This window comes from Desulfovibrio sp. (assembly GCF_019422935.1).
GTDB lineage: Bacteria > Desulfobacterota > Desulfovibrionia > Desulfovibrionales > Desulfovibrionaceae > Desulfovibrio.
The window spans coordinates 79987-97053 of sequence record NZ_JAHZCJ010000002.1; the positions used below are offsets into that span (position 1 = coordinate 79987).

The following is a 17067-nucleotide window of genomic DNA, read 5'->3' on the forward strand; positions in this document are numbered from 1 at the left end:
CTTGTGGCACAACACAGCCATGCGCGTACTCACCACCATAGCCGTCCTTGCCCTGCTTCTGTTCGCTCCTGCCGTCTATGCTGCCGACACCTATATGGTCGGCTTCAGAACGATTGGCCAGTGGTCGCCGGAAACAGGCCTGCGCCTGGATGTGAATGTGTGGTATCCATCATCCCGACCGCCGCGCGATCTTAACTATGCCCCGTGGGAGATTTCCGCCTCCCGCGCTGGCAAGGCGGTGGACGGGCGTTTTCCTCTGCTTCTGCTCTCGCATGACACTGCGGGAACGCGTTTTTCCTACCATGACACCGCCGCATGGCTGGCGTCGCTGGGTTTTGTGGTGGCTGCCCCCAATCACCCGGGCGACAACATGGACAACATGGACAACCTGCTGACCTGGCAACAGCTTGAGAACCGAGCGCATGAACTTTCCGGCAGCATTGACGTGCTCCTGCATGACCCGGAAGTGGAGCCCAGCATTGACGCCTCGCGCATAGGAGCGATCGGCTTTGGCGTTGGCGGCGCGGCGGCTCTATTGCTGGGCGGTGCGCTGCCCGACTGCGAGGGCTGGGCCAACTATTGCTCGCGCACAGCTCCAAACGATATGTATTGCAATACCTGGGCCCGCGAGCGCATGGAGTCGCTGTGCAAAAACCTGCCGCTCACGCGCAGCCTTGCCGACACGCGCATTCGCGCCATAGCGGCAGTGGCGCCCGGTTTTGGCATGCTGTTTTCGCGCCAGTCGTTCCACTGGTTCTACCCGCCCCTGCTGATTATGGCCGCGCCCAATGACAGCCTGAACAACCCCGCCCTGCATGCGCGACGCATATTTGAACTTATGGATAAAAAACCCCGCTGGCTGAGCCTGCCGCAGGCCGACACGGGCGCGCTCATGGCGCCCTGCCCGGAATCCCTGGCCATGGAACTGCCAGAACTGTGCCGCTCGGTCACGGAAGAAACACGCGGGGCAATCCACAGACGTATGACGGAATCCCTGGGCGATTTTTTTCTGCACTACCTTGGCAATGCCCAGAATCTGCCCCAGATTCCGCCGCCGCCAGACCTGACGCCACAGCCGCAAAAGGCAGCACCAGAGCCAACCACGCAGCCTGCGCCAAAATCCAAAAAACGCCGTCCCGGCTAGGCTTGTAAAGGCATAGGACACGCCCCTTTTCAGCAGCCTTGACAATTGCCGCGCGGCTCACTAAAGGGTGTGGCATGGCGGTAGAATCTTACCGTAACATGCAAATTTCCCTATCCGGAACAGGATAATATGCGGAACACACTTTATTTGTTCTGTTTTTTACTGACTGCCCTTGTCCCCGCAATCGCCTGGAGCACCGACAGCCAGGGATTGCCAGAACAGCAAGGTTGGGTGGTCATGCCAGCTGGCGCGCGCCCTGCCTATTTTGGCATACACGGCGGCACCATGCCCGTCAGCCTGCTTGTCTATGGCGACGGATCTTCGCTTGTGACCTTTGTTGGCCGCACCGGCAACGACTTTATTGATGTGCTGCGCAGGGCCGAAGTCTCCATGCCAAGCCTGCTCAACGCCACCTCACAGCGCTCGGCGGCTGGAAAAAACGTCTCGCCTTCGGCCAACGCCACCGCTGTGCTCATGGCAGGTTCTTCTTCCAGCAGCCTTCCGGTGTTCAATGTCAGCGGCGAAAGGCTTTCACACATGGATGTTCCGCCTGGACAGCTTCAACCGTTCGGGCTTTCCGACAAGGCGCTGTCTATCGAAGGCGAAGTAACAGCCCCTCAGCGACTGTCTACTGTGAAGCAGTATCGCCTGCTTTTTCAGCCGCAGTATCTGCAACCTCGACGCAACCAGCGTTAGCGTAATTGCAAAAAGCAATTTTTACTTTTAACAAAAAATCAAAAAAACTTTTTTGCTGTTCAACCAGCGCATTGAGCAGACAGGTTAAATAGTTTTAATCTCTCAAGCTCCCTCATATAATTGTTTTTTGCCACAGCCTGCCCTGAACAAGAGCGGGCTTTTTTTTCGCCCGCTTGATTTGAATGTTTATAGAAGATAAACTATCTTTAAGCAGAACATTTTGTCTCAGGAGCCAAGCTATGCCGCTTTCAGATCATTTGGAACTTATGCAGCGCCTCTGTGCCAAAGCAGGACAGGATAATGAGTGTCCCTTTGAAAAACACTTTCGCTCAGGCATTATGTCGCTCAAGGAATTCAGTGCGGATTATGATGCCATAGTTGACGAGCATAACCCCTTTTACCAAGAATTTACCAAGTACCTGAACCAGGATGCCCTGGAGTCTGACGATCTTTTTTCGCTCTTTGAATGCCTGGTGATCTTTATCCGCATGCGTCAGATGGCACGCTCAGGGCTTGAGCTCAGCCACAGGGAACAAAGCGTGCTGGACTATTTTGAATCGTGCGGGGAATGGGCGTCACGCGACAATACGCTCGTGAGCAACTGGTACTGGAAGCAACTTCCAGGCAAACAACGCAGCCATTAGCTACCATCCCTACACAAATGGTTCCAGGCATATCCACCAAACCGCCCCCCGATCTATGCACAAAGGCCGCCCAGCACTGCTGGACGGCCTTTTCAACATAGGTGCTACGGCTATGCCGCCAGCACTCTAAAACACGCCAGGATTAAGCATCACCAGCACGGTGCAGATGATGCCTACGATGGTGCCATAGAGCATGAAGGGCCAGAAGGTGCGGCGCAGAACCTCTCCTTCCCGGCCAGACAGGCCCACAACAGCGCAGGCGGCCACGATATTGTGTACGCAGACCATGTTGCCCATGGCACCGCCAACGGCCTGAGCCGCCACGATGATCTGACGGGGCAGGTGCAGTGCCTGAGCCATGTTCCACTGGAATTCAGCAAACATAAGGTCAGAAACCGTGTTGGAGCCGGTGATAAAGGCACCAAGACCACCCACAAAGGCAGCCAGAACAGGCCACACAGAACCAGCCACCGCAGCCACTGCCTGGGCAAGGGCCAAAGGCATGGAGGGCACATCAATGGGGTTTGTGGCCGAACCACGGAAAATGGACACCAGAGCCACGGCAAAGATCAGGGCAATGGTGGGGGACTTCATCTTGCGCAGGCTTTCGCCCCAGGCTCGAGAAACTGCGGCCTTGGGCATCTTGTGCAAGATGATGGTCATAAGCGACACTACGATAAAGAACGTGCCGGGCAGATACAGATAATCAATAGACGCGTTTACGCCCTTGAATCCCAGGATATCAACAAAGTTCAGCTTGAAACTCAGCAGCCAGGCCTTGAGGCCCAGCCCAGGAATGCGCGAAAGCACCAGCAGGATGCAGATCAGCACATAGGGCAACCATGCCTGGAGCTGAGTCATGTGCGCACGAAATTCTGTCTTGGTGCTGGGGGGCACGGAGCCTGTCCAGCTTTTGTCCCATTCGGTATGCGGGGCAAATTCCCACACAGTTTTGGGGACGCAAAATCCCTTCTTGGTTCCCCACACCACAACGCCGAGGCCAAGCAGACCAGCAAGCAGGGCAGGGAATTCAGGGCCAAGCAGCCACGCGCAGGCAAGGTACGGCACAAGGAAGCAAACACCTGCAAAAACGCAGTACTTCCAGGCGGCAAAGCCAACAGACCATGACTTTTCCTTACCAAAAAAGCGGGTCATGAAGCCCAGCATGAAAATGGTCAGGATAATTGCCATGGGGGCATGCATAAAGGTTGCCCACTGGCCTACAGCCGCACCAAAACCGTCATAATTCTGGAAGGGCAGATTTGGGTTGGCGGCAACGGATTCCGCCACAAGATTTTTAAGAAAGCTGAAACCAACGATAACAGGTGTGCCCACTGCGCCAAAGGTAACTGGCACGGAGTTGAACACCAGGCAGACCACAGCTGCGGCCATTGCCGGAAAGCCCAGAGCAAGCAGCAGGGGCGCGGCAAGAGCGGCGGGAGTACCAAAACCAGCAGCGCCTTCAATAAAGGCTCCAAACATGAAGCCAATAATGATTGCTTGCAGACGGCGGTCACGGCTGACGCCCTGCATGCCGCACTGGATGGTTTCCATGCCGCCGCTTTCTTCAAGAGTATAAAGAATAAGAATTGCGCCAAAAACGATAATCAGAACGCCAATGGCAACGACAACGCCCTGGAGCGACAGAGCAAGCAGATAGGTGGGAGAAAGCTTCCAGCCCACAAGCCCGCAGATAACGCAGACCAGCCAGGCCAGAGGCATGGCTCGGGTAGCTGGCCACCGCAGGCCAACCATAAAAATGAGAGCAACAAGGATGGGGATAATAGCTAAAAGGGCCAACATTCCAATAGACATAATGCCTCCGCATTTGAGAAGCAGTGAGATGCTCTCATTCTCAGCACACACTGCCCAGTTTTACACCTCGCCGCCTGGCAGGATGATGTTAATGCAATGCTGCCGCATTGCTCCACGGGGTTTCAGCCAGAGGATTTCCGTCCGCAAAAGGCAAGACGGCCAGACCAGGTATCGGCCCTCCCCACAGTGGAGAACCGATACCTCCCCTCAACTTTCCTGCGGATGAAGAGCCTTAGCTCCCCACCCGCAGGAAGATGTTTCGTTGGATTATTTCTTCAGATTTTCAGCCAGAAGTTCGGCAATATGATCAACCTTGATCTTGAGGCCCTGCTTCTCAGCACCGCCACGGATCTGCATGACGCAGCCGGGGCAGTCCACCACCAGGCGGTCAGCGCCGGTGGCCTTCATGTTGGCGATCTTCTTGTCCAGCAGCTGGGCCGAGATCTCGGGGAACTTCACAGAGTAGCTGCCGCCAAAACCGCAGCACACTTCTTCTTCCTCGCAAGGCACGTATTCAGCCGCATCGCCAATAAGATCGCGGGGGGCTTTTTTGACGCCCAGGCCGCGGCACAGGTGGCACGAGGCATGGTAGGTGACTTTCTGCGCGGACTTGTTGAAGTCCTCGGCCTTGAGGCCCAGCACATCATGCACAAAGGAGCTGAAGTCGATGATCTTTTCCGCAAAGGCCTGAGCTTCCACCGTGGAGAAATCCTGATCCAGAATTTCAGGGTAGTGGTGCTTGAGATGACCGGCGCAGCTGGCGCACAGCGTGATAATGTAGTCGTAGTTGCCGCCACGGAATGCGGCAATGTTCTGCTTGGCCACATCCATGGAGGTTTTGCGTTGGCCCATCATTTCGAGGGGCAGGCCGCAGCAAGACTGTTCCATGGGGAAGTCCACGGCCACGTTCTTGGCGGCCAGAATCTTCACGCAGGCTTCCAGTTCTTCGGGGTAGATGAAGTCCTGGGCGCAACCGCTGAAGATCGCCACGCGGAAGGTGGGGTTCTGCACCTTGGGGGCCAGTTCGGGCCAACGGTCGCGGAAGGACTTGTTGGCAATGGCGGGCAGAGCCTTGAAGTTGTGCTTGCCAAGGAAGACGGCAGGCAGATGGCGCTGGAACTGCGCGCCGCGCGTGAAGGGCTTCTGGGCGAAGCTGGCGAACTTGAGCAGCTTGTGGAACAGCTTGCGGTTCTTCATCACAGCGGAAAGCAGGTTGGCTTCGATGGGCGCGCCCTGCTCCACGTTGAGGCGCGAGCGCACTTCGCGGATAAGACGCGGCAGGTCGATGCCGCCAGCGCACACATTGGCGCACGATTCGCAGCCCATGCAGTTCTGGCTGAGAATACGGGCGCGATCCTTGCCGTGGAAGAAGTAGGTAAGGATCAGGCCAATGGCGCCAATGTAGATGTAGCCCATCTTGTGGCCGCCCACGAGGCGGTACACGGGGCAGACGTTGGCGCAAGCGCCGCAGCGCACGCAGCGGAACACCTGCGAAAACAGGGGATCCTTGGCGATTTCGGTACGGCCGTTATCAAGGAAGATAACGTGCAGAATTTTTTTGTCGTCGGCATTGGCCGCGCAGGGGCCTGCGCCGCACATCCAGGTGACATAGGAGGTAAGGCGCTGGGCGGTGGCGTTGCGGGGCAGCACCTGAAGGGCCACCAGGGCATCGTCCAGCTTGGCAACGAGCTTGTCCAGACCGGCAATGGCAACGTGCACGCGCGGCAGGGTCGTAACCATGCGGGCGTTGCCTTCGTTGGTCACGGTGGAGATCGCGCCGTTTTCGGCCACGGCAAAGTTACAGCCGCTCACGCCCATATCGGCGGCGATGAACTTGCGGCGCAACTGCACGCGGGCCACCTTGACCAGACGCTGCACGTCTGAATCCTGCTTGACGCCGGTGGCCTTGGTGAAGTCGTCGGCCACCTGATAGCGAGAAAGGTGGATGGCGGGCATAACCATGTGCGAAGGACCTTCGTGGCGCAGCTGGATGATCCATTCGCCAAGGTCGGTTTCGTCCACGATCAGGCCATTGCCTTCCAGCGCGGTGTTCAGGCCGATTTCTTCGGCGGTCATGGACTTGGACTTGACCACCTTCTTCACTTTGTTTTCTTTGGCGATGCGAACGATCATGTCGTTGGCTTCGGCTGCAGTGGCGGCACGGTGCACGTGCACGCCGCGCTTTTCAGCTTCGGCCTTGAACTGAGCGTACAGTTCGTCCATGTGCTGACAGGCGTAGTCCTTGGCGTCGGCGATCTGCTTGATCAGCGCTTTCTCGTCCACTTCCTTGAACACGGCTTCGCGGTTGGCGCGGTAAGCCACGGCAAAGGTATCAAGGGTACGACGCAGAAATTCGTCGTTCAGGGCTTCGTCCAGTTCCTTATGATATCCCGATGAGCTCTTGAGGGCGTCATGCATGGGTTAGTCCTCCAGCAGAATGATATGCAGTTCCAGCGGCCCATGCACGCCCACGGCAGCCACGCGCTCAATGTCGGCGGTACGGCTGGGGCCAGTCACCAGGGTGGTGTACGTGGCGGTACCTTCGTTCATGCGCTCGCGCAGCAACTGGGCTATGGAGGGCAGATCGGGGTAGATGGTGGACTTGCGCAGCATCAGCACGGAAACTTCCGAAATCATGCCCGTAAGGCGCACATCTTCGCTGTCGGTATTGAGCAGGCAGGTGCCGCTGGCGGCAACGCCAAGCTCGGCGGTGGAAACGCCCACGTCAATACCGGCAAGATAGTTGCGCAGCCCTTCTCGGATGCACAGAAAACCTTTTTCTTCACAGGCAGCTGCCAGCGCGGCAAAGTCGGCGTCGCCAAGCTGGGGCGCTGCCACCACACGCTGCACGCGCGTGGGAACCTTATTGGGGCCAAGAGGGCCTTGTTCCGTGCCGGGTTCGTCAGCCAAAAGCTCGGCGGGAGCCTTGTTGGCGCAAACGTCCACAACATACTGCAAGGCGGCTGCCATGTTGGGCACTTCCTGCACTACGGCGGTAACAGCCGCAGCCTTGGCGGAAAAGGCTTCTACCAATTCCTGATGTGTCATAAACAACTCCTTTTTCAAAACACGCCGGGTTCTTGAACCATGCAGCTTCGCCGCGAAAAGTAGTGTGCAGAGGGCCGGATTCACCCGCTGCCATTGTTTGCGCTCATATTCCTGCGAACGGCGTAACACGCCCATAGCTTCAGAAACAAACCCCCACGGCTCTTCTTCAGATGGGCATTCTGGCAGAATAACCGCCGGGTTGATAAACGCGGCGGAGGAACCACAGTCCCCCGCCGCGCTCACATGTTACTTCAGGCTTTCAGCGTACAACTCCACAGTGTGCTTGACGCGCACGGAGTCATGGTTGTGCGAAAGCACGTCCTCAAGCTGCATCATGCAGGCAGGGCAACCGGCGGCCACAATCTTGGCTCCGGAAGCTACCACATTGTTGCGCTTGCGCTGGCCGATCTTGCGCGAATAGTCGTAGTGGAAGAGGTTGAACGATCCGCCGCAGCCGCAGCAGCGGTCAGCTTCGGCCATTTCCGTAATCTTGTAGGCCGGGTTGGCCGCAACAACGGAACGGGGCTGGCTGACAACGCCAAGCGACTTCTTGAGGTGGCAAGAATCGTGGTAGGTCACGCTGACGGCATTTTCCTGAGCCTGCTCGGCGGGCTGCACCTTGAGCACATCCACCAGGAAAGCATTGATGTCCATGGCCTTGGCGGCCAGTTCTTCAACCTTGTGCTTTTCTGCAGAACCCAGGCGGTGCGCGTAGCGGGGCCACAGTTCCTTGACCGTGGAGGTGCAGGAACCGCAGGGGCTGAGAATATAGTCGAAGTCGCCGTTTTTGAGGGCTTCCACGTTCACGCGCATCTGCTCCACCATGCCCTTGGCATCGCCGGACGAAAGCGCCGGGATACCACAGCAGGTGAGGTTTTTGGGCATAAACACGGCCACGTTGTGATAACGCAGCACCTTCAGACAGGCTTCTGCCATATCGGTGTACATCTTGTCGCCCACGCAGCCGGGGAAGAACGCCACCTTGAGCCCGCCAGCGCGGCGGGGTTCGTCAAGCGCGCCGTAGCGGGCGTGCAGAGGCGTTTTTGCCAGGGGGTGGATGTGGCGGTCGCCCAGCATGAAGTTGAGCAGAGGCGCGCACACGGTACCCTGCGCGTCGTTGCTCGAGCCAAAGATAAGGCCCTGCATGGGCGCGCCAACGCGCATGGCGAAGTTGAAGAGGCCAGGCTTGGTCAGAAGCGACCGGAAGATCATCTTCTTGACCGGGTGCAGGCCGATGAACTCGTTTACGATTTCACGGGCTTCCATGAAGACGTCCATAATCTGGACGCCGGGCGGGCAGGACGCCTGGCAGGAACCGCACAAAAGGCAGCGGCCCAGTTTTTCGGCCACAGCCGCAGGGTCCTGAATCATCTCATGGGCCAGGTTGTCAATAAGGGCCAGCTTGCCGCGAGCCACGTCAGCTTCCATACCGGTGGCGCCGAACATGGGGCACACGGCCTGGCACATGCCGCATTTCATGCAGGCAGTGATCCTGTCGTCCAGGGCCATAAGGCGCTGGGCCAGTTCGTGCATAGTACTCATGAAACGCTCCTGGAGCGGTTGAATTTTTGCTCTTGCCCGGTAGCGCCCGCACAGGGCGGGCAGCCCCCGGAAAAGACGGGGGCCAAAAGACCCCGCCTCTGCAATGCCGGAGCGAACGGCCTAGATGCCCACCAGCTTGGTGGAGTTAAGCAGTCCCTTGGGGTCAAGAGCCCGGCGCAGCCGCTGCGAGAACAGAATGGTGCCGCGTGAGGTTTCCTTTTCCATCCACTTGGACTTGGCGGTGCCGATGCCGTGTTCGCCGGAGAGCGTACCCTTCAGCTTGATAGCCGTATCGAACATTTCGTCGATGGCTTCTTCCACGCGCTTGAATTCGTCAGCGTCGCGCTTGTCGCACAAGAAGGTGGGGTGCAGGTTGCCGTCGCCAGCGTGGCCAAAGGTGCCCACTTCAAGGCGGTACTTGGCCGCGATATCGTTGACGGCCTTGACCATGGCGGGGATCTGCGAACGCGGCACGGTGGCGTCTTCAAGCACGGTGGTCGGCCGGGCGCGGGCCAGCACGGGCAGGGCCATGCGGCGGGCTTCCCACAGCTTGAACTTTTCGGCGGCGTCCTTGGGCACGTGCACGGCAGTGGCGTGATTGGCCTTCAGCACCTTTTCAACGGCTTCGGCATCGTCAGCAACCTGAGCGGGGTGGCCGTCCACTTCGATGAGCAGGATGGCGCCAGCTTCGCGCGGCAGACCAGCCTTGGTGAAGTCGTCAACGCGCACGATGGTGTTGTTGTCGAGGAATTCGAGGGTACAGGGCACAACGTGGGCGGCGATGATGCCCGCCACAGCGTCGGCGGCGTCCTGCACGTCAGAGAACACGGCCATCAGGGCCTTGGAGGCCTTGGGCGGCGGCACGAGCTTGAGGATGGCTTCAGAAATAACGCCCAGCGTGCCTTCAGATTGCACCATCATGCCGGCGAGGTTGTAACCGGTAACGCACTTGACCGTGCGCGAACCGGATTTGACCACTTCGCCCGTGGCGTCGAAAAATTCGATGCCCATGAGGTAATCCTTGGTAACGCCGTACTTGAGGCCGCGCAGGCCGCCAGCGTTTTCAGCAATGTTGCCCGCGAGGGTGGACACTGCCTGGGAACCCGGATCGGGGGGGTAGAAAAGATTTTTCTTGGCAACCGTAGCCGCAAATTCAGCAGTAATGACGCCCGGTTCCACCACAGCGTAGAGGTCGTCAGAATTAATTTCAATAATGCGGTTGAGGCCGGTGGTCAGAATGACCACAGTCTCGGACTTGTCCGGAATGGTGCCGCCGGAAAGGTTGGTTCCCGCGCCGCGCACGGTCATGGGGATACCGTTGTCATACAGTTTTTTCACACACTGGCCGAGCTGTTCCTTGGTAGTGGGACGCACCACCAAAGAAGGCATGACCGGCGGTAGCACCGCAGAATCATACGAATAGCTCATGCGGTCGGCTTCGGAACTGAACACGTTTTCCTTGCCGATCATGTCTTCAAAATCCTTAATCAACGCCTGGCTTGCCATAAGGCCTCCTTAAAAGTCCGTCATGAACGTCTTTATGGTAAGGCACAGACCTCGCGCCCCTTGCGCGGGCCTGACAGATTTGGATTCCCATACGGTTGTTTGAACAGCCGGTCAACTTTTTTACGAGAATGAAGACGTATAGCGTTGTTTGACAAGTTTGCAAAGGGCACAAGCCAAAAAACTTTGGTATCACAGTCTAACATTATCGCCAAAAGTTTCCCCACTGTCGTTACGTCCATACCGGGGCAATGCGATCTGCATCATTGCAATTCAAATCGTTTTAAACAGTTAAGCATGGTGTGCGGTATTGTGAAGACGCAGTTCCCACAATGTTTCCAGCCCTCAGGCTGGAAGGGACACATAAAAAAAATCTGTGACTGCCATGAAAAAAATATTCCATGTTCAGCAAAGGCATCACAAAATTCTACCGGAGGGGAGGCGTGGAAAGGACGGCCCATTGCCAGGCAGACATGCCGGAATCGGGCGCTTGTGAGGATGTGGCGGCGCAACGCGCGCCGCCACTAAAAAATACCGCTGCCAATAGCTGCCGTCAACGGCAGATACCAGAGGATATACCCGGTCGGGCGGATCCTGTTAACCTTTCTGAGGCTTCTTCGCAGCGGCCTGCTTCCAGAAGAAAAAATGCCCCAGGGCCATGCCGCCATGCCCAACGGCATAGGCCAGCAAAAGCCATACAAAGAGGCTGTGCAGGCTTGCCGCTGTGTGCGACGCATCGCCCATCTGCCACGAACGGAACCACCACAGGCCAGTGAGCAGGGTCATGCTCAAGGCTCCCATGCCGAGGCCCTGCACAACACAGGCAAGCCCCTTGGGGCGCGGCGCTATAATCAGCTTGCCGCTGCGTATGGCCGCAACGTCACTGGCAAGTTGCGCCATGTCGCCCCACAGATAGGGAAAGTAGTGGCGCGGCCCACGCATGCCAAGCCCGCATGCCACAAGGCCAAATCCCAGCACGCACAGCACAAGGCCCAGAATCATGTGGACTGTGCCAAGGCCAAACAGTTGCGTCAGCACCTGCGCCATTATCAGGCAGACCACCAGCGCGTGCAAAAATCGCAACACCGGAGGCTGAAAAAATCCGAGAAACTTCCACAGCAAACCCAACTGGGTTTTCAGCATTTCCCCCAAGCCCATAGCGTCGCTCCTTGTTTTGCAACTTTTCAAGAACGGCGGCGCAACGGCGCGCCTGTGGCTTCAATTCCTGTAAAAAGCAAGCGCCGCCCCAAGGGGCGGCGCAACAGGTCTAATGGTGGCAAGAGCATGAAAGCATGTGCGCCATTTTTTCTTTTTTGGTGCGCAGATAGTTTTCATTCTCCGGGCAGGCTTCCATTTCAATGGGCACCCGCTCCACAATCTCGATGCCGTAACCGGAAAGCCCCACAATTTTTTTGGGGTTATTGGTCAGCAGACGGATCTTGTGGATGCCCAGATCAACCAGCATCTGCGCTCCGGTGCCGTAGTCGCGCAAATCCGGGGGGAAGCCCAGTTTGCGGTTGGCTTCGACGGTGTCGTAGCCTTCATCCTGCAAGGCGTATGCCTTGATCTTGTTGGCAAGGCCGATGCCGCGTCCTTCCTGGCGCATGTAGAGCAGCGCGCCGCGTCCTTCTTTTTCAATCTGGCGCAGTGCAGCGCCCAGCTGGCCGCCGCAGTCGCAGCGCAGCGAACCCAGGGCGTCGCCCGTGAGGCATTCGCTGTGAATGCGGGTCAGCACAGGTTCCTGCGTGGAAAGGTCGCCCTTCACAAGTGCCAGATGCGTGCCGGGTTCATTTTCGCTTTCATAGGCAATGACCGAGAATTCGCCAAAACGCGTGGGGAGGTGGGCTTGTGCCACACGGCGCACCGAAACCTGCCCCCGGTCAAGGCGGTAACGGATGAGATCCTTGACCGCGGCAATCTTGAGGCCATGTTCTTCGGCAAAAATTTCGAGGTCAGGCATACGCGCCATGGTGCCGTCGTCGCGCATGATCTCGCAGATGACAGACGCAGGTTTGAGCCCGGCCAGACGGGAAAGGTCAACGCCGCCTTCGGTCTGCCCGGCGCGTGAGAGCACACCGCCAACCTTGGCCCGCAGGGGGAAGATATGGCCGGGGGTGACTATGTCGTCAGGCCGCACATTGTCTGCCACGGCAGCCAGAATGGTTGTGGCTCGGTCGGCTGCGGAAATGCCCGTGGTCACGCCCTCGCGGGCTTCAATGGAGATGGTGAAGTTGGTACCAAAGCGCGAGCCGTTGCGCTGGGTCATCAGGGGCAATTGCAAGCGGTCAATGATTTCGGGAGCCATAGGCAGGCAGATGAGCCCCCTGCCGAACTTGGCCATGAAATTGATGGCTTCCGGAGTCACATGCTCGGCGGCCATGGTGAGGTCGCCTTCGTTTTCGCGGCCTTCGTCATCTACCAGAATAATCATTTTGCCCTGCCGGATGTCGGCAATGGCCTCTTCAATGCTGCACAATGGCATGTTGCTTCCTTCATTGCCCGCCGGGGGGCGTGATTTTTTTACTTTCATCCAAGGTTAGGTACGGAGGCCTGTTCTGTCAACCGCAGGCGGGTTAAACGCCCAGCGCCTTTCTGCCCGCAAATGGTTCAGGGCCGCCACGCAGAGGCAATCGCCCGCGCTGTGGGCTAACTGCCCGAAACAGGCTTGAGGCCAACCTCTGCCAGCAGATCCTTGACCGACCTGCCGAACAAAAAGGGCAGCATGGCGCGGGGAACGCCAGCGCGCTCCACGCAAAGCTCGCGAAAGGCCGCGTCCATGCGGGCGGCTTCGCCCAGCTCCGCCACGGCGGCTTCGCGCTCGCTGCCCTCCAGCGGGCCTTGCTCCGCATAACGCTCCACCGTCAGGCCTTGCCCCTGCTGCGGAAAAAATCCCAGTCTGTCGGCCAGTTCAAGCACCGCCCGCACAGAAACCTGCTCTTCATGCGCGCTCACAAGGTCAGGCAGCAAGGCCCTGCTGGCAGCACTCAGAGTTGAAAATCCGGGAATCCCGTCGGCCAGCGCGTTCAGAGCTGCATACCGCCCAAGGTGCGAACCCTTGGCAAGCAGGGCCTCCAGCGGCCCGGTGTCCATGCAGAACAGGGCCGTGCATTGGGCCGGGCGCTGGTCATAGATGCCGCAGCCCGCTCCTTCGCGGTAATAGCGGCAGCGCCAGGGGTGCACCCTGCCGCCGGGCCCGGCAATCTTGAGGCGTTCCCCCTCCAGAGGGCGCAATGCCTTGCGCGAGTCATCCCGCGCCCACTCCCCGGCGCGCAGACACACCAGAGCTTCGAGTGTCAATGTGCCGGAAACCAGCAATGCGGCGTCGCTCAGCATCAGGGTCGGCCCGCCCAGCAGGCAGCAGGTGCCGCAGCGCCTGCATACAGGTGCACCGCCGGAATCGGCGGGCATGGATGAAAAGGGGGAATTCTGCATACTCATAGGTTCTCCAGGGCCGGATCAGTGCGAAGGCGGAAAGGCTTGCCCATTCTCCGCATGTTCCTGCCGGTTCTGCTTGAAACGCCCGCCCCAGAGGCGTCCCAGCCTGCGGGAGAGTTTTTCCATATAATAGTAGTACACTGGCGTGATGTAGAGCGTGACCAGCTGCGAAAAGCACAGCCCGCCCACCACGGCCAGACCCAGCGCGCGGCGGGCATCTGCCCCCGCGCCAATGCCCACGGCTATGGGCAGCGCGCCCATGAGCGCGGCCACGGTGGTCATCATGATAGGCCGAAAGCGCACATGACAGCCCTGGGTAATGGCCGCCAGCGGGTCAAGGGACGGATCCTTCTTCTGCGCTTCCAGTGCGAAATCGAGCATCATGATGGCGTTTTTCTTCACGATGCCGAGCAGCATGATGATACCCACAAAGCCGTACAGATCAAGCTCCATGCCGAACAGCCACAGGGTCGCCAGCGCGCCAAAGCCAGCCGACGGCAAGCCGGAAAGAATGGTGAACGGGTGGATGAAGCTCTCGTACAAAATGCCCAGCACAAGATAAATGACCACAATGGCCAGCACAAGCAGCCAGCCCATGCCCTTGAGCGAACTCTGGAAGGCCTGTGCAGTGCCCTGCGATTCGGCGGTCACCGTATCGGGCAGCAGCGGGCGCGCCGCCGCCTCCACCGCGCCTACGCCCTGGCTGAGCGAAATACCGGGGCGCAGATTGTACGAGATGGTCACGGACGGGAACTGCCCATTGTGGTTGACCGCGATGGGGCCAACCCCGGTGGAAAGCTTGGCAAGAGTATCCAGCGGCACAAGGTCGCCGCTCTTGGAGCGTACATAAAGCCGCGAAAGGGCCGAACGGTCTTTCTGGAAAGGCTTTTGCAATTCCACAAAGACCGAATAGTCATCCGTGGGCGCGTAAATTGTCGAAACCTCGCGCGAACCGTAGGCCGACTGCAGGGCCAGCTCTATCTGCTGCGGGGTCACGCCCAGAGCTGCGGCGCGGTTGCGGTCAATGGTCACGCGCAGTTCAGGATTCTTGAGTTGCAGGTCGCTGTTGACGTCCTGCAATTCCGGCAACTTGCGCAGGGCATCCTCGATGCGTTGGGCGCTTTCAAAAAGCGAACCCATATCCGGCCCAAACAGCGTGTACTGATACAGGGCCTTGGAGGCGCGGCCGCCAATACTGATGGTTGGCGGCACACGCACAAATACGCGCATGGAAGGCGAGGTGTTGAGATCCTTGCGCAGCTTCTGGGCCACGGCCTCAATGCCGGGGCGTTTGTCGTGCTCCGCCAGCCGCATGAGCAGGATGCCGTTGTTCATGCTCTGGCTGCCGCCCACAATGCCCACAATGGAGTTGTAGGCCGCCACATGGGTGGATGATTCCAGCATTGGGTCAAGGCTGTGCTGCGCCCGCACCATGCCCTCAAAGGACACGCCCTGCTCCGCCTCGGTGCTGGCCTGCAACAGGCCCATGTCTTCCGTGGGCAAAAAACCCTTGGGAATGACCATGCCCAGCCATACTGTCAGGGCCAGCAGGCCAAACGAGGCCAACAGGGTAATACGCCGATGGCGCAACGCCACATCCAGCGAGCGGGCGTACAGGTCGGCCAGCCTGTCAAAACATCGTTCAAGCGCGCCGTACAGCCCGCTCACGGCAGGTTTGTGCCCGGCCATGTTCCGCCCTTGCGCCTTCAAAAAATAGGCGCAGAGCATGGGCGTGAGCGTGAGCGAAACCACGCCGGAGCTCAAGATTGCGGCAATGATGACCACCGCGAATTCGCGGAACAGCCGCCCCACAATCCCGCCCATGAACAGCACGGGGATGAACACTGCCGCCAGCGAGAGCGTCATGGAAACAATGGTGAAGCCGATCTCCGCCGAGCCGTCAAAGGCCGCGGTTTGCGGATCCTTGCCCATTTCCTGATGCCGCACGATATTTTCAAGCATGACGATGGCATCGTCCACCACAAAACCCACGGCAAGGGTCAGGGCCATGAGCGAGAGGTTGTCCAGGCTGTAGCCCAGCACAGACATGACGGCAAAAGTCGAAATAACCGACATGGGCAGGGCAAGGCTGGGAATGATTGTGGCGGGCAGATTGCGCAAAAAGATAAAGATGACCAGCACCACCAGAAACACCGTGAGCACCAGTGTGAACTTTACGTCCGCCACTGATTCGCGGATGGACTCCGAGCGGTCGTAAAAAACCTCCACTTTTGCGGAGGGCGGCAACTGTTTTTCCAGCGCGGGCAGCAGGGCGCGGATGGAATCCACCACCTGCACTGTATTGGTGCCGGGCTGGCGCTCCACGGCCAGCATGATGCTGGGCGCGCCGCCGTTGCTCCAGGTGAGTTGTTTGTCCTGCTTAAAGCTGTCCACCACTTCGCCCAGATCGCGCAGGCGCACAGGTGCGCCGTTGCGGTAGGCCACCACCGCGTCGCTGAAGGCGCGGGCGTTCATGAGCTGGCCCGAGGATTTGATGGAATCGGCGCGATGCGACCCTTCCAGCGAGCCTGTGGGCAGCATGCTGTTGGCGGAGGCCACAGCATCGGCCACTTCATCAATGCCTATGCCCCGCGTGGCCAGCTCGTCCGGGTTCAGCTGCACGCGCACGGCGTACTGCTTCTGCCCGTAAATGACCACCTGGGCCACGCCGTCCACCATGGAAAGGCGCTGGCCGATGAGCGTGTCCGCGTATTCATTGAGCACATAGAGCGGCAAGGTGGCAGACGATACACGCAGTTGCAGGATGGGCAGATCTGCGGGGTTCACCTTGCGGAAGCTCGGCGGCACAGTCATGTTGGAGGGCAAACGGCGCTGGGCCAAACCGATGGCCGACTGCACGTCCAGAGCTGCCGCATCGATATTGCGATCAAGGGCAAACTGGATGGTGATGCGTGTGCGGCCCGTGGAATTGACTGATGAAATGGAATCAATGCCCGCAATGGTGAAGAATTCTTTTTCCAGCGGCGTAGCCACGGAGGAAGCCATGGTTTCCGGGTCGGCCCCGGCAAGCTCGGCCTGCACCTGAATGGTGGGGAAATCCACCGTGGGCAACTGGTTTACGGGCAGATTGCGATACCCCGACACGCCAAAAAACAGCATGCCCAGCATTATCAGTACAGTGGCCACAGGGCGGCGGATAAAAAGCGCGGCGATATTCATGCGGCCCCCTCGGGGAATGCAATGGACGGCATACTTGCCTTGCGGCAAAAGGGCAGCCCG

Annotated in this window: 12 protein-coding genes; 3 read left to right on the plus strand and 9 right to left on the minus strand. The window is 58.7% G+C overall.

Annotation, left to right across the window (positions count from 1 at the left end; genetic code table 11):
- Positions 1 to 19 precede the first annotated feature (19 nt).
- From QZ383_RS03475 to QZ383_RS03485, 3 genes are all read left to right on the plus strand, one after another.
- Positions 20 to 1144 (plus strand): dienelactone hydrolase family protein, encoded by a 1125-nt coding sequence (locus QZ383_RS03475; protein ID WP_291443064.1) that lies wholly within the window; start codon positions 20 to 22, stop codon positions 1142 to 1144.
- Positions 1145 to 1273: 129 nt separating this feature from the next.
- The gene (locus QZ383_RS03480) at positions 1274 to 1840 is read left to right on the plus strand and encodes a hypothetical protein (RefSeq protein ID WP_291443066.1); all 567 of its coding nucleotides are present in this window, start codon (positions 1274 to 1276) and stop codon (positions 1838 to 1840) included.
- A gap of 239 nt (positions 1841 to 2079) precedes the next feature.
- Positions 2080 to 2484 carry a hypothetical protein gene (locus tag QZ383_RS03485; RefSeq protein ID WP_291443069.1) on the plus strand — a complete coding sequence of 135 codons (405 nt, stop codon included), beginning with the start codon at positions 2080 to 2082 and terminating at the stop codon, positions 2482 to 2484.
- A gap of 126 nt (positions 2485 to 2610) precedes the next feature.
- On the opposite strand, the gene QZ383_RS03490 is transcribed toward QZ383_RS03485, so the two are convergent.
- From QZ383_RS03490 to QZ383_RS03530, 9 genes are all read right to left on the minus strand, one after another.
- Positions 2611 to 4299, minus strand: coding sequence for an L-lactate permease (locus tag QZ383_RS03490; RefSeq protein ID WP_291443071.1), 1689 nt, complete (start codon positions 4297 to 4299; stop codon positions 2611 to 2613).
- A 267-nt stretch (positions 4300 to 4566) separates the two neighbouring features.
- Positions 4567 to 6717 carry an L-lactate dehydrogenase (quinone) large subunit LdhH gene (ldhH, locus tag QZ383_RS03495; RefSeq protein WP_291443073.1) on the minus strand — a complete coding sequence of 717 codons (2151 nt, stop codon included), beginning with the start codon at positions 6715 to 6717 and terminating at the stop codon, positions 4567 to 4569.
- A gap of 3 nt (positions 6718 to 6720) precedes the next feature.
- Entirely contained in the window at positions 6721 to 7347 is a 627-nt protein-coding gene (locus QZ383_RS03500) for a lactate utilization protein (RefSeq protein ID WP_240823712.1), read from the minus strand.
- A 246-nt stretch (positions 7348 to 7593) separates the two neighbouring features.
- On the minus strand, positions 7594 to 8889 hold the full coding sequence (locus QZ383_RS03505) for a (Fe-S)-binding protein (protein WP_291443076.1): 1296 nt from the start codon (positions 8887 to 8889) through the stop codon (positions 7594 to 7596).
- Between the two features lie 120 nt (positions 8890 to 9009).
- On the minus strand, positions 9010 to 10395 hold the full coding sequence (locus QZ383_RS03510; RefSeq protein ID WP_215647951.1) for an FAD-linked oxidase C-terminal domain-containing protein: 1386 nt from the start codon (positions 10393 to 10395) through the stop codon (positions 9010 to 9012).
- Positions 10396 to 10989: 594 nt separating this feature from the next.
- Positions 10990 to 11550 (minus strand): cytochrome b/b6 domain-containing protein, encoded by a 561-nt coding sequence (locus tag QZ383_RS03515; RefSeq protein ID WP_291443079.1) that lies wholly within the window; start codon positions 11548 to 11550, stop codon positions 10990 to 10992.
- 109 nt (positions 11551 to 11659) lie between these two features.
- Complete coding sequence (locus QZ383_RS03520) at positions 11660 to 12874, minus strand: bifunctional 3,4-dihydroxy-2-butanone-4-phosphate synthase/GTP cyclohydrolase II (protein WP_291443081.1); 1215 nt, start codon at positions 12872 to 12874, stop codon at positions 11660 to 11662.
- A gap of 164 nt (positions 12875 to 13038) precedes the next feature.
- Complete coding sequence (locus tag QZ383_RS03525) at positions 13039 to 13830, minus strand: hypothetical protein (RefSeq protein WP_291443083.1); 792 nt, start codon at positions 13828 to 13830, stop codon at positions 13039 to 13041.
- Between the two features lie 18 nt (positions 13831 to 13848).
- Positions 13849 to 17007 (minus strand): efflux RND transporter permease subunit, encoded by a 3159-nt coding sequence (locus QZ383_RS03530; RefSeq protein WP_291443085.1) that lies wholly within the window; start codon positions 17005 to 17007, stop codon positions 13849 to 13851.
- Positions 17008 to 17067 lie beyond the last annotated feature (60 nt).